12 protein-coding genes are annotated in these 13,197 nt (G+C 39.4%); 10 read left to right on the top strand and 2 right to left on the bottom strand.

The window, feature by feature from the left end:
- Nucleotides 1–59 precede the first annotated feature (59 nt).
- Both PGH07_RS00665 and PGH07_RS00660 read right to left on the bottom strand, forming a co-directional pair.
- Nucleotides 60–596, bottom strand: coding sequence for a DsrE family protein (locus tag PGH07_RS00665; protein WP_289411962.1), 537 nt, complete (start codon nucleotides 594–596; stop codon nucleotides 60–62).
- 26 nt (nucleotides 597–622) lie between these two features.
- Nucleotides 623–1,540: a methylenetetrahydrofolate reductase gene (locus PGH07_RS00660; protein WP_289411961.1), complete on the bottom strand. Its 918-nt coding sequence runs from the start codon at nucleotides 1,538–1,540 to the stop codon at nucleotides 623–625.
- Nucleotides 1,541–1,710: 170 nt separating this feature from the next.
- Here PGH07_RS00660 and serB point away from each other — a divergent pair, with 170 nt between their 5' ends.
- The 10 genes from serB (at nucleotide 1,711) to mgtE (ending at nucleotide 13,182) form a co-directional block, all read left to right on the top strand.
- Nucleotides 1,711–2,343 (top strand): phosphoserine phosphatase SerB, encoded by a 633-nt coding sequence (gene serB / locus PGH07_RS00655; RefSeq protein ID WP_289411960.1) that lies wholly within the window; start codon nucleotides 1,711–1,713, stop codon nucleotides 2,341–2,343.
- Nucleotides 2,343–4,109, top strand: coding sequence for an ABC transporter ATP-binding protein (locus PGH07_RS00650; RefSeq protein WP_289411959.1), 1,767 nt, complete (start codon nucleotides 2,343–2,345; stop codon nucleotides 4,107–4,109). Before serB ends, PGH07_RS00650 begins: the two co-directional genes overlap by 1 nt.
- A gap of 9 nt (nucleotides 4,110–4,118) precedes the next feature.
- Entirely contained in the window at nucleotides 4,119–4,883 is a 765-nt protein-coding gene (locus tag PGH07_RS00645) for an undecaprenyl-diphosphate phosphatase (protein WP_289411958.1), read from the top strand.
- Between the two features lie 73 nt (nucleotides 4,884–4,956).
- A complete protein-coding gene (locus PGH07_RS00640) occupies nucleotides 4,957–6,339 on the top strand; it encodes a DEAD/DEAH box helicase (RefSeq protein WP_289411957.1) in 1,383 nt (460 codons plus the stop codon).
- 71 nt (nucleotides 6,340–6,410) lie between these two features.
- Nucleotides 6,411–6,659: an OadG family protein gene (locus PGH07_RS00635; protein WP_289411956.1), complete on the top strand. Its 249-nt coding sequence runs from the start codon at nucleotides 6,411–6,413 to the stop codon at nucleotides 6,657–6,659.
- Between the two features lie 29 nt (nucleotides 6,660–6,688).
- Nucleotides 6,689–8,482: a biotin/lipoyl-containing protein gene (locus PGH07_RS00630; RefSeq protein ID WP_289411955.1), complete on the top strand. Its 1,794-nt coding sequence runs from the start codon at nucleotides 6,689–6,691 to the stop codon at nucleotides 8,480–8,482.
- A 2-nt stretch (nucleotides 8,483–8,484) separates the two neighbouring features.
- Nucleotides 8,485–9,819, top strand: a complete 1,335-nt coding sequence (locus PGH07_RS00625; protein WP_289411954.1) for a sodium ion-translocating decarboxylase subunit beta — start codon at nucleotides 8,485–8,487, stop codon at nucleotides 9,817–9,819.
- 23 nt (nucleotides 9,820–9,842) lie between these two features.
- Nucleotides 9,843–11,435 carry a phosphoenolpyruvate carboxykinase (ATP) gene (gene pckA, locus PGH07_RS00620; protein WP_289411953.1) on the top strand — a complete coding sequence of 531 codons (1,593 nt, stop codon included), beginning with the start codon at nucleotides 9,843–9,845 and terminating at the stop codon, nucleotides 11,433–11,435.
- A 101-nt stretch (nucleotides 11,436–11,536) separates the two neighbouring features.
- Nucleotides 11,537–11,728, top strand: a complete 192-nt coding sequence (locus tag PGH07_RS00615) for a YgaP-like transmembrane domain (protein ID WP_289411952.1) — start codon at nucleotides 11,537–11,539, stop codon at nucleotides 11,726–11,728.
- Between the two features lie 125 nt (nucleotides 11,729–11,853).
- Nucleotides 11,854–13,182 (top strand): magnesium transporter, encoded by a 1,329-nt coding sequence (mgtE, locus tag PGH07_RS00610; protein WP_289411951.1) that lies wholly within the window; start codon nucleotides 11,854–11,856, stop codon nucleotides 13,180–13,182.
- The last annotated feature ends 15 nt before the right edge of the window (nucleotides 13,183–13,197 follow it).

Raw genomic sequence — 13,197 nt, 5'->3', positions numbered from 1 at the left:
GGTGAAGTTTAACTAATCTTAAAGATAACCCTCTGAATTTAAAAGATAGTACATTCTTTTTATTGAATAAGAATGTACTCAAGCTGTTGAAAATAGATAAGTGTTGTTAATGCAGACAGACTAACAGTAATTTTTTCATTGATATCCTGATGAAAATCGAAATGGCGTTCTGATGCAGCTTGGGAACAGACGTAAAGTTCGACGCCAGCATCTTTTAATGAATTAATTAGATGAATATTTGGATTAGATTTTTTATAAATTTTTTTATATGCGATATCATTTAAAACCACCGGTGTGGCATCTCCTGATATGACGGCAACTATGTGGATGTTTTTCTTTTTGACACCAGAAATACTGAGTAAATTTACTAGTCTAGCAATGTGCCATAACTGTGAATTTACTCCTTCCTTTTCATTGGCATTGGTAATTTTAAATATCACTTTATAATCTTTATCTGTTTTTGGTATCAACGCCAGATTAGGATCATAGGTAATTTTCCCATATCCACTAATCTCAGGAGTGATCCATTTTGCTGTATCTTGCGCGAAGATCACACAGGTTAGAAAAATGAAGCTAAAGAGATATTTTTTGATCATGGTTCCTCGTCACTTATTCTTAAGTATTATCCAATTAACTCTGAACAAAGATCAAAGCGGTTGTGTGTCATCAAATGCACTTTGCCATGTAGCTTCATCATCTCATCGAAAATTCGTTTGGAGAGGGCAAAGCCTACTTCTTTTTCTTTTTCAGGTCCATCCATCGCAGCTAGGTTCATCTCATCGATGATATCTTTTGGTACGCTGATCCCCGGTACTTTATCATCAATGAAGTTTGCCGTACGTGCAGCTACCAGAGGGAACTGTCCAAGGATCAGTTGTGCTTCCTTTGCCGTATCACGTATACTCATTGCTTTTGCCTCTTCAAAAAGCTCCAGAAGTTCTTTGGCATTTTCAAGGTCGTAGACCGGCTGCGTGATGATCGCTCTTGCCCCATAGTCAAGTTTTTTAACGATCTTTTTTTGAAGTCTTTTCATATCTTTGGCATACGAGTTGCTCACTGCAAAAGGATAGATCGGTTTTGGTGCAGGGTTGAGCGGTTTGTTAGAGTAATCCACACCTTTGTTCAGGTGATAGATGATGCTTAAAAGCAGGGTAGAGTCACGCTCCACAACACCCTTTACTTCAGGTTGGTCTGAAAGTTTTGCCGGGTCACCGGTAAGAGCTAGTATACATCTAAGATCAAAATCGTTTGCCCCTAGCAAAGATGATTGTAGTGAGAGCTTGTTCTTATCCCTCATACTCATTGTTGCGATCACCGGTTTACCGAATGTCTGTTGAAGTTTTATCGCAGAGAGAACGCCTGACATTTTTAGTTTTGCAAGGGGGTTATCCGTACATGAAAAACCCGATACTTTATCGGCAAGGTTACTTTTTTTGATCTCTTCGATAATGGGATCAAGTGAAGCACCATGTGGAGGGTTAACTTCTACAGTGATAAATGGTTGACTGCTACAAAGGTTTTCACAGAAAGTTTCAAACATATAAATGACTCTTTTATAGGGATTTTTGGTTAATTGGTTATAATTCTAGCCAAATTTAACATAGAGTGTAATGAACACTCTAAAAGCGGCAAAGTCGCGCGAGCCGTCTGCTAAAGACGTTGTGTGAAGCGATGCTTTGCTTTGCAAACAAAACAATAAAAGGTTATTAGATGTCTAAACTGGCAGTATTTGACTTTGATTCGACTTTGATGGATGGTGAGACCATCGACTTTTTGGCTGCACCTTTAGGATTGGAAGTGCAGGTAGCTTCGATCACTGAACGTGCAATGGCAGGAGAATTGGATTTCTATAAATCCCTTAGAGCAAGGGTAGCACTGCTTGAAGGTTTGGAAGAGGAAAAAGTGAATGCAATTTGTAATGACCTTCCTATGATGCCAGGAGCAGCCGAAGTAGTAGCAGGACTAAAAGAGCGTGGATATACTGTAGTTTGTTTCTCAGGCGGTTTTAGAAATGCGACGAAGCCTGCATGTGAAAGACTGGGGATCAATGCAGATTTTTCTAACTTCTTGCATGCTGAAAATGGAGTCTTGACAGGAGAAGTCGGTGGAGAGATGATGTACTCAAATGCTAAAGGTGATATGATCGTTCGTATGCAGGGACTACTTGGTATAGGACGTGAAAATACTTTGGTAGTGGGTGATGGAGCCAATGACCTGAGTATGTTCGCTCATGCTGATACCCGTGTGGCATTTTGTGCCAAGCCTGTACTCAAAGAGGCAGCAACACATTGTGTAGACACAAAAGATCTTAGAGAGATCCTCAAAGTAGTAGACGCTATCTAATGCAAAAGAACAGCTGTAGTATCAAAGGTATTATCAAACAGCTTCTACAGCATAAACAGACTCTTATTCTGGGCAATGTTGTTGCCCTGATGGCAACACTGCTTATCGTTATAATCCCGCTTTTTATCCCCATTCTTGTTGATGAACTTCTATTGGGTAAGCCTCATGGGTATATCGCCTGGATAGAGGCTAACCTATGGCAAAGTGATATCAAAGGGTATGTTTTAGCTACCTTGATCTTGATACTGGTACTTCGTCTGCTTAGTGTACTTTTAGGGGTATGGCAGACCAAGATATTTGTCACTATCTCAAAAGATATGACCTACAAGCTGAGACAATCACTACTTAAACACCTCAAACGTGTTTCACTCAAAGAGTATGAGATGATGAGAGTAGGGGCTGTGACCTCCAAACTAGTGACTGATGTAGAGACGATAGATAGTTTTGTCAGTACAACCATCTCTAAGCTTATTATCGCTTCACTTACTTTGATTTTCTCTGCAGTTGTTTTAGTTTGGATACACTGGCAGCTGGCACTTTTTATCCTCATTACAAACCCTATAGTGGTTTTCTTTACTGCTAAACTCTCACGGAACATCGGTAAACTGAAAAAAGAGGAGAACAGAGCTGTCGGCGTATTTCAGGATGCATTGAGCGAGACTTTGGAACTTTTTCATCAGATACGTGCAGCCAATAAAGAGAACTACTTTTTTAACAAGACAGAAGTTAAAGCCAAAGAGCTTAAAGATCATGCTACTGCTTATGGGTACAAGAGTGATGTAGCGATCAAGTACTCCTATCTGGTATTTTTAGGAGGTTATGAGATCTTTAGAGCCGTGAGTATTCTGGCTGTAGCATACTCAGACCTTTCCGTGGGGTTGATGCTTGCGATCTTCTCGTATCTTTGGGTTATGGTGACACCTACTCAGGATATCATCAACTTTCAGTATGTGCTCTCAACGGCTAATGCTGCTTGTGAACGTATTAACAGTATCTTTGAACTGGAGCAAGAGAGGGTTGTAGAAGAAAAAGAAAACCCGTTTACAGGATCTAAAACCATTGGTATAGAGGTTAAAAATCTTTCTTTTAGCTACCATAAAAACAAAAGTATATTAAAAAATATAAATATGAGTATTCCTGCAGCTTCCAAGATCGCATTAGTTGGAGCAAGCGGTTCGGGCAAGACAACACTTGCAAACATTCTTGTAGGCTTCTATCCTTTTGAAGAAGGAGAGATCATTTATGGTGATATTTCACACACTAAATTACAACTTTCAACAATCCGTGAAAATATCCACTTAATCTTGCAACATCCTAAACTCTTTAATGATACAATGCGCTTTAACTTGACACTTGGCAAGAGCTATAGTGACGAGGCGATCAAGAAGGCACTGCATATAGCACAACTTGATGGAGTGTTGGCCGGTCTTGAAAAGGGACTGGACACATTGGTTGGAAAAGACGGTATCAAACTCTCAGGTGGCCAAAGACAGAGGGTGGCCATCGCACGAATGATACTGAGTGATCCGAGAGTAGTGATATTTGATGAGTCTACATCAGCACTTGATGTACATACAGAAGAGAAGCTTTTTGATGCATTACAAGAGTTTTTGCAAGAAAAGACAGTGATCACGATCGCACATAGACTGAGTACGATAAAGAGTGCAGAGTATATTTATGTACTCGAAGATGGCAGTGTGGTTGACAGTGGGACACCTAAAGAGTTGTTGACCAAAGATGAGAGCTATTTCAGCTCGATGATATAAGGAAACGGTTTGGATGTTATTCAGGCGGTAATCATAGGGATTATCGAGGGCTTTACAGAGTTTTTACCTATCTCTTCAACTGGGCACATGATCGTGGCCAGTAAGTTTCTTGGAGTCTCCCAAGATGAAGTGACTAAGGCATTTGAAGTAATCATCCAGTTTGCCGCTATTATGGCCGTTCTTCTTCTCTACAAAGATAAAATCTCTTTCAAAAAAATTTCCCTTTGGCAAAAACTTTTTATCGCTTTCCTTCCTTTGGCTATCGTAGGCTTTATCTTAAAAGACCTTATCAAAACACTTTTTACCGTAGAGATCGTAGCGTGGATGTTTATTATCGGGGGAATCGTATTTTTGATCGTTGAAAAGTTTTATAAAGAAGAGAGTTCACATACTTATGATGTAGAGCAGGTGAGCTACTCCCAGGCACTTTGGATAGGTATTGCTCAAATTTTTTCTTTGGTACCCGGCACAAGCAGGGCAGGAGCCACGATCATTGGCGGACTTTTGGTAGGACTGGATAGAAAAGCTTCTGCTGAGTTTTCTTTTTTGTTGGCAATACCTGTTATGGCTGCAGTGAGTGGATATGATCTACTTAAACACTATCATGAATTCGCTGATGCCAATTGGGGTGCTTTTTTCATAGGATTTATTACAGCATTTGTAGTGGCTTATCTCACGATCAAACTTTTTTTGGCCTTTTTGCAAAGATTTACATTTGTAGCATTTGGTTGGTACAGAATTATTCTGGGATTCATGTTGCTTACGATGATCTAGATTGAATTTATAGAGTCTCTTTTGAGAGGCTTTATTAAGTTCAAAGTTTTTGGACAGACTATAAGGTAAAAATATGACATTTAAAGAATTCAATTTTCACAAAGACCTTTTTAAAGGTGTGAAGATCGCCGGTTTTAGAGAACCAAGTCCGATTCAACAGTCTGCGATACCGATCATCGAGAGTGGTTCTGACTTAGTAGGACAGGCACATACAGGAACAGGTAAAACAGCAGCTTTTGGATTGCCTATGATGGATAAGATTGCAAAAGGAGAGTGTGAACGTGCTTTGGTCATCACACCGACACGTGAATTGGCAACACAGGTTAGTGATGAACTTTATCATCTTGGACGTTTTGCGGGTATACGTACATTAACAGTCTATGGTGGTGTAGGATACGGTAGACAGATTGCATTGATCCATAAAGGTGTTCAGGTTGTAGTTGCTACTCCTGGAAGACTAAAAGACCTTTACCGTAAAGGTAAGATCGAAACATTCAATCCGGAAATCGTAGTTCTTGATGAAGCTGATGAAATGCTGGATATGGGCTTTTTGGATGATATTAAAGAGATCTTTGAGTACATTCCTCAAAATAGACAGACGTTGCTTTTCTCTGCAACAATGCCGGAACCTATCAAAGATTTGGCTGAAGATATCCTCTATCAGCCTGAGTTTATTTCTGTAGTGAACGAAGAAGAAACTACTAATAACGTGATTGAACAGCGTTATTATGTGATAGAAGAGAATCAAAGAGACGATGCAATCGTTAAACTTCTTGAAACAGAAAATACAAACAAGTGTATTATCTTCTGCCGTATGAAACGTGAAGTAGACAGACTTGTAGAACATCTTCAGGCACTTGGCTTTAATGCAGGCGGATTACATGGTGATCTTGAACAGGAAGATAGAGAGATGATCATTAAAGCCTATAGACGGGGAGAGACGAAGATCATGGTAGCAACCGATGTTGCCGCTAGAGGTTTGGATGTTAAGGGTGTGACTCATGTCTTTAACTATCACATACCGTTTGATCCGCAAAGTTATGTTCACCGTATCGGACGTACAGGTCGTGCCGGTAAAAGCGGACAGGCGATAACACTTGTTACAACTGAAGAGTTCAAAGAGCTTCAACGTATCCAAAAAGAAGTTGGTGCAGAGATGCAGTTGGCTACGATTAAGGATGAAAGCGGAATCGATAAATCAGGTATGGAGTACCTAGCTGAACAGATACGAATGACACATGTAAATCCAAATGCATCAGGTCTCTTGGATCATCTTCAGGAAATGGATCAAAAAATCTTACTTGAAAAACTTTTGTCACAGCTGATCGAAAGAGAACAATCTAACATTGGAACACAGATCGGATTTGATCAGAAAATTGTAGATGATATGATACATGAGTATGAAAGTGAACAAAAAGAAACACGTAAGAAAAATAGAAGTCGAAAACGCCGATAAATTTAGCATTTTTACCTTCTAAAAAGCTAATTTATTTTAAAATCTAACATTACTTATAAAGTGAGATAATTATGGAAACTGACGTAAATATAGTCTTTGAGGCTATTAAGTTTATGGTATTGGGAATGGGAGTAGTATATTTGTTCCTTGTAATACTTGTACAGGTTATGAATCTACAGGCAAAAGTGATTGCAAAATATTTTACTGCCGAAGAGCCTCCTGCAGCTCCTGCAACCCCTTCTAGTTCAGTTAACAGTGATGAATCAGCACGTGTTGCTGCGATTATCGCTGCTGTAACGGAATTTCGTAAAAACAAATAAAAATCAAAATTAAGGTTAAGGTATCATAAATGGCAAAAAAATACATTGATGTTATGGATACGACCTTTAGAGATGGATTCCAATCTGTCTTTGGTGGTCGTGTACTGATGGATGACTTCTTCCCTGCAGTGGAAGCTGCTAAACAAGCAGGTATTACACACTTTGAGTTTGGTGGTGGAGCAAGATTCCAGTCACTCTACTTCTATCTTCAAGAGAATGCATTTGATATGATGGATGGGTTTAGGGAGATTGTTGGAAAAGACGCAAACCTTCAGATCCTTTCTCGTGGTATCAATACAGTGATGCTTGACACAGGAAGCCGTGAGATGATCGACCTTTTTGCAAAAATGTTTGCAAAGCACGGTACATCAACAGTAAGAAACTTTGATGCACTCAATGATGTAAACAACCTTATGTATTCATCAGAGTGTATCAAAAAATATGGTATGAACCATGAAGTGGTTGTAACGATGATGGACCTTCCTCCGGGATGTCAAGGTGCACATGATGTTGCATTCTATGAAAAAACATTGAGAAATATTCTTGATAGTGGTATTGATTTTGATTCTGTATGTTTTAAGGATGCTTCAGGTACAGCGAACCCGCATAAAGTATATGAGACGATCTCTATGGCTAGGAAACTTCTTGGCGAAGAGGTTCATCTTAGACTACATACACATGAAACAGCAGGTGTATCTGTTGCATCATACCTTGCAGCACTTGATGCAGGTGCAAATGGTATCGACCTTGCTGCTTCTCCTGTAAGTGGTGGTACTTCTCAGCCTGATATCCTTACAATGCTACATGCGACAAAAGGGACAAATTTCAATCTTGGTGATCTCGAACTTAATAAAGTACTTAAGTATGAAGAGAGACTTAAAGAGTGTTTGGCTGAATATATGATACCGCCTGAAGCAACGCAAGTTTCACCATTGATTCCATTCTCTCCAATGCCAGGTGGTGCATTGACAGCGAATACTCAGATGATGAGAGATGCAGGAGATCTTGAGAGATTTGAAGAAGTGATCCTTGCGATGAAAGAAGTAGTTGAACGTGGTGGTTACGGTACTTCAGTAACACCTGTAAGTCAGTTCTACTGGCAACAGGCTTATGCAAACGTAATGTTTGGGCCATGGAAGCAGATCGCACCTGGATATGGACGTATGGTTCTTGGTTACTTCGGTAAAACGCCTGTAGAAGCTGATCCTGAGATCATCAAATTGGCTGGTGAAAAACTTAAACTTGAGCCAACGACAGAGAACCCGCTTGATATTGCGGACCGTGATGAAAACAAGTCTATCGCTCATTGGACAAAAGTACTTGAAGATGAAGGACTTGAAACGAGTGAAGAGAATATCTTCATCGCAGCATCATGTGATCAAAAAGGTATTGCGTTCTTGAAAGGTGAGGGGCCTCTCATGGTTAGAAAAGGTAAAAATAATTGTAGTGGAGATAAAGAAATGGCAGGAAATTATACAGTAGTAGTAGATGGAAAACAGTACAGCGTACAAGTTGCAGAGGGTGATGCAGATATCCAAATTGCACCAGTAGCACAGGTAACTGCAGTAGCTGAAGCAGCAACACCTTCACCGGTAGTTGCAGGTGAAGGTTCAGTACATATCAACTCTCAAACTCCTGGTAACGTTTGGAAAATATTGGTTAATCCAGGTGACAAAGTGAAAGAGGGTGATAAGATCATGATCCTTGAAGCTATGAAAATGGAGATTGATATCGCTGCACCACAAGATGGTGTGATCGCTTCAATCAACGTAAATGTAAATGACTCAGTAGCAGATGGGCAGCTTCTGGCAACAATGGATTAATCATGAAGCTTAAACATTTTATACTTTCACTGTTATTTGCATTTACTGCATTGACATCGATCGTTCATGCAAGTGCCAATGAAGCACCTGCATCTGTAAGTACGGAAACAGCAGAGGATGAGGCATATCATCCAAAAACTCTTCCGCAGCTGCTTCAAAGTTTTTTTGAAACCACCGGTTTAAATGCCATGGTTAATCCCAAAGAGGGAGTCAAGAACGGTGAAGGAGAAGAATTAAGTCTTTTTGCTCAAAGCTGGGGTAGATTGATTATGTTCACTATTATATTTCTTCTTTTCTATCTTGCGATTGCTAAAGGTTTTGAGCCACTGCTCCTACTACCTATCGCATTTGGTGGGCTTTTGGCCAATATACCGATTGCAAATATGACCGGAGAGCATGGAATGCTTGGTATTATCTACAATATGGGTATCGCCAATGAATTCTTCCCGCTACTCATCTTCATGGGTGTTGGTGCAATGACTGATTTCGGACCACTGCTTTCTAACCCTAAAACTGCTCTCCTAGGTGGTGCGGCACAGTTTGGGATATTCGGTTCATTGGTAGGTGCAGCGGCACTCTCTCAATATACAGGGATGGTAGACTTTACATTGAAGCAAGCATCTGCGATCAGTATTATCGGTGGTGCAGATGGCCCGACATCGATCTTCATCGCTTCAGCTTTGGCTCCTGAACTCTTGGGTGCGATTGCCGTTGCAGCATATTCATATATGGCACTGGTTCCAGTGATCCAACCGCCGATAATGAAAGCGTTGACAACAGAAGAAGAGAGAAAAATTGTAATGAAAAGTACTAGAAAGGTGCATAAACTTGAAAAGTTGATCTTTCCTTTGGTTGTCATTATGATGATTGCATTGATTTTGCCTGATGCTGCACCGCTAATGGGGGCATTTGCTCTTGGTAACTTTGCAAAAGAATCAGGTGTTGTAGACAGACTATCAAATGAGATGCAAAACTCGTTGATCAACATCGTTACTATTTTCCTTGGATTGGGTGTAGGGTCAAAACTTGCTGCAGACAAATTCCTTGTGGCAGAAACGATGGGTATTATGATCATCGGTCTTCTAGCATTTGCTGCAGGTACTGCGGCCGGTGTTCTGATGGCTAAACTGATGAACAAATTCTCAAAAGAGCCTATCAACCCACTTATCGGTGCTGCAGGGGTTTCTGCTGTACCTATGGCAGCACGTGTTGCGAGTAAAGTTGGTTCTGAGGCAAAACCGGGTAATATTCTACTCATGCATGCGATGGGACCGAATGTTGCAGGTGTTATTGGTTCAGCGGTTGCAGCAGGTGTATTGCTGTCAATATTTAAATAAAAAACGAGGCTAAAGAAAGAATTATGGGTAACAAGATACCAAATGGACTAGATAAACTAGGACTGGAAAATATTGGGGAAGTCTATTACAATTTAAGTTATGATGAACTCCAGGCACACGAGGTTAACCGTGGAGAGTGTAAGATCTCTACTACGGGAACAGCAATGTGTGACACGGGTATTTTTACTGGTAGAAGTCCAAATGATAAGTATTTTGTAGATCAGGCACCGTCAAATGAGTATATTGCTTGGGGTGATGTAAATAAAAAGATCGATAAAAAAATCTATGATGAACTTTTAGATCTTTCTCTTTCTCAACTTTCTGGTAAAAACATTTATGTAATGGATGTTTTTGCCGGTGCAAGTAAAGAGAGTAGAAGAAAAGTTAGATTTATCTCAGAAGTTGCATGGCAAGCTCACTTTGTAAAAAATATGTTTATTCGACCTACAGAAGAAGAACTTGAAGACTTTGAGCCTGATTTCACAGTATATAATGCTTGTAAAACAGTAAATGAAAACTATAAAGAACATGGGCTGCACTCTGACGTTTACGTTATATTTAATATAGAAGAGAATACAGCGATCATCGGTGGTACCTGGTATGGTGGAGAGATGAAAAAAGGTATCTTCTCTATGATGAACTATTGGTTACCACTTGAGGGTAAACTTCCAATGCACTGTTCAGCTAACGTAGGTAAAGAAGGTGATGTATGTCTTTTCTTCGGACTCTCCGGTACTGGTAAAACAACACTATCTACAGATCCAAATAGAGCACTGATCGGTGATGATGAACACGGTTGGGATGATAATGGTGTATTCAACTTTGAAGGGGGTTGTTATGCTAAAGTTATCAACCTTGATGAAAAAAGTGAACCTGAGATCTATGGTGCGATCGTGAAGGATGCACTGCTTGAGAATGTTGTTTCAGACGAAAGCGGTAGAGTTGATTATGAAGATGGTTCAAAAACAGAAAATACACGTGTGTCTTATCCTATTGAACATATTAAAAATCATAAAGCTAACCTACAAGCTGGTCACCCAAATAATATTATCTTCCTTACTGCAGATGCATTTGGTGTACTTCCTCCAGTATCTAAACTTAACAAAGAACAGGCAATGTATTATTTCCTTAGCGGATACACTGCTAAAGTTGCTGGAACAGAAAGAGGGATTACAGAACCACAAGCTACATTCAGTGCATGTTTTGGTGAAGCATTCCTTCCATTGCATCCAACGGTATATGCTAAGCTGCTTGGCGAAAAGATTGATGAACATGGTGTAAATGTATATCTTGTAAATACCGGTTGGACAGGTGGTCCATACGGTAAAGGTAAACGTATGAGTATTAAAGATACGAGAGCGTGTATCGATGGTATCCTTAACGGTTCGATCAATGACTCTGAGTTTGATAAACTGCCTATCTTTAACCTAAGCATACCAAAGTCACTTAACGGTGTAGCAGATAATAAGGTGTTAAATCCAAGAGATACTTGGGAAAATCAAGAAGAATATGATGCAATGCTCAATAAGCTTGCAGGTATGTTCCAAGAAAATTTCCGTCGTTATGACGGAAACGGCGGTGAATTTGATTTTGCTTCCGCTGGTCCACAGCTATAACCTCTTCTAAAAGACTCCCTGATAAGGGAGTCTTTTACTCTCAATTTATTCTAAGAATACTTTAGTATAGTTACGAAAATAATTATATAAGGATATTTTATATGAATTATAATAAAATAAGAAAATTTTGTCGTAAGTTTAGAATAGCTATCGGCCTTGGGCTTATTGGTGTTGGAATTTATACAGGTATCGTATGGTTCTATCTTGGAATTATTCCATTGATTGCAGGTTTGGCTGATTTTTGTCCAATTTGCATGATCACCAAAAAATGCGATCTTCCAGAAGCTAAATAATAGCCATGACACCTTTTAGGTGTCAACTTACAATTTTCACTATCTTTTCTTACATTCTATAATATTAAACATATCTATTTTAAAACAGAGTATAATTTCATTATCTAATACTAAAAGGAGATCTTATGGATAAATTAACAGAATATCTTAATGCCCATCGTGAAGATGAACTGCATCCCTCTGAGATCGCCAACCTTCTTAAAGATCTTGATGAAAAGAGTTTTGATGATGCCGTACATTCAATTCCGAAGGATCTGATTGCTGATGTGGCATTGGAACTTCCTGATCGGTATTTTGGTGATATTGTCGAATCATTTACTGCTGAAGAGATTGCTGAATCGGTAAGCGAACTTGAATCTGATGACCAAACGGACTTTATTCAAGAACTTGAAGAGATAGATGAGGAAAAAGCTAAAAAAGTTTTTGAAGCACTTGATGAAGAGTATCAGGCTGATATCCTTCAGCTTAAGCGTTACAAGGATGAAGAAGCCGGTGCTTACATGCAAACTGAAGTTTACACAGCTAAACTCAGTCAGAATGTGCATGATGTTATTCGTGATTTCGCAAGGTTACGTAGAGAAGATGAACTGGAAAATGTAACGTACCTGTTTGTTACCGATGAGCATGAAAAGCTCCATTACGGTGTTGGACTCGATCATCTTCTTATCTTTGATTTTACAAAAACTCTGGCTGAAAACATCAATGAAAATCCTGAACAATACAGACCTATTTATGCAACTGATTATGATGACATTGATGATGTAGTTCAAAAGTTCCAGAAGTATGACCTTGCATCTATGCCAATAGTGAATGCAAAGGGAAGATTACTCGGACGTATTACTTCAGATGATATTTTAGATATTATCAATGAACAAGCGACTGATCAAATGTACCATCTGGCAGGGCTTAATGATGATGCTGAAGAGGATGAAAACATTTTTAGAGCCGGCAAACTAAGAGCAGTATGGTTGAGTATAAATTTAATCACAGCGATAGTAGCATCTATCGTGATAGGACTGTTCGAGTCTACCTTGCAAAGTGTCGTTGCATTGGCTATATTAATGCCTATTGTTGCTTCTATGGGGGGAAATGCCGGTACACAATCACTAACGGTTGTTGTACGTCAGCTTGCTCTTGGTGATATTGCCAAGCATGATGCATTTCGTACAATTAAAAAAGAGGTGTTACTCTCATTAGGCAATGGATTATTATTTGCACTTATCATGGGTATCATTGCATCGGTATGGTTTGACAAAGGAATGTTAGGTGTCGTTATAGGACTTTCCATGATTATAAATCTGCTGAGTGCGGGGTTCTTTGGCTCAGTTGTACCCTTACTATTAAAGCGTATGGATGTAGATCCGGCAATCGGCAGTACTGTAGTTTTGACAACAGTAACAGATGTTGTAGGTTTTTTTAGTTTTTTAGGTCTTGCAACATTAATTTTATTATAAAGGTTTTAATACACA

Source organism: Sulfurovum zhangzhouensis, assembly GCF_030347965.1.
Taxonomy (GTDB): domain Bacteria; phylum Campylobacterota; class Campylobacteria; order Campylobacterales; family Sulfurovaceae; genus Sulfurovum; species Sulfurovum zhangzhouensis.
Note: the sequence above shows the minus strand (reverse complement) of the source record. Positions and strands in the feature narration are given on the sequence as shown.

Coding starts and splice junctions, on each gene's coding strand:
- PGH07_RS00660 (WP_289411961.1), bottom strand. CDS start 1,540: ATGTTTGAAACTTTCTGTGAAAACCTTTGTAGCAGTCAACCATTTATC.
- PGH07_RS00630 (WP_289411955.1), top strand. CDS start 6,689: ATGGCAAAAAAATACATTGATGTTATGGATACGACCTTTAGAGATGGA.
- serB (WP_289411960.1), top strand. CDS start 1,711: ATGTCTAAACTGGCAGTATTTGACTTTGATTCGACTTTGATGGATGGT.
- mgtE (WP_289411951.1), top strand. CDS start 11,854: ATGGATAAATTAACAGAATATCTTAATGCCCATCGTGAAGATGAACTG.
- PGH07_RS00625 (WP_289411954.1), top strand. CDS start 8,485: ATGAAGCTTAAACATTTTATACTTTCACTGTTATTTGCATTTACTGCA.
- PGH07_RS00650 (WP_289411959.1), top strand. CDS start 2,343: ATGCAAAAGAACAGCTGTAGTATCAAAGGTATTATCAAACAGCTTCTA.
- PGH07_RS00615 (WP_289411952.1), top strand. CDS start 11,537: ATGAATTATAATAAAATAAGAAAATTTTGTCGTAAGTTTAGAATAGCT.
- PGH07_RS00665 (WP_289411962.1), bottom strand. CDS start 596: ATGATCAAAAAATATCTCTTTAGCTTCATTTTTCTAACCTGTGTGATC.
- PGH07_RS00640 (WP_289411957.1), top strand. CDS start 4,957: ATGACATTTAAAGAATTCAATTTTCACAAAGACCTTTTTAAAGGTGTG.
- PGH07_RS00635 (WP_289411956.1), top strand. CDS start 6,411: ATGGAAACTGACGTAAATATAGTCTTTGAGGCTATTAAGTTTATGGTA.
- pckA (WP_289411953.1), top strand. CDS start 9,843: ATGGGTAACAAGATACCAAATGGACTAGATAAACTAGGACTGGAAAAT.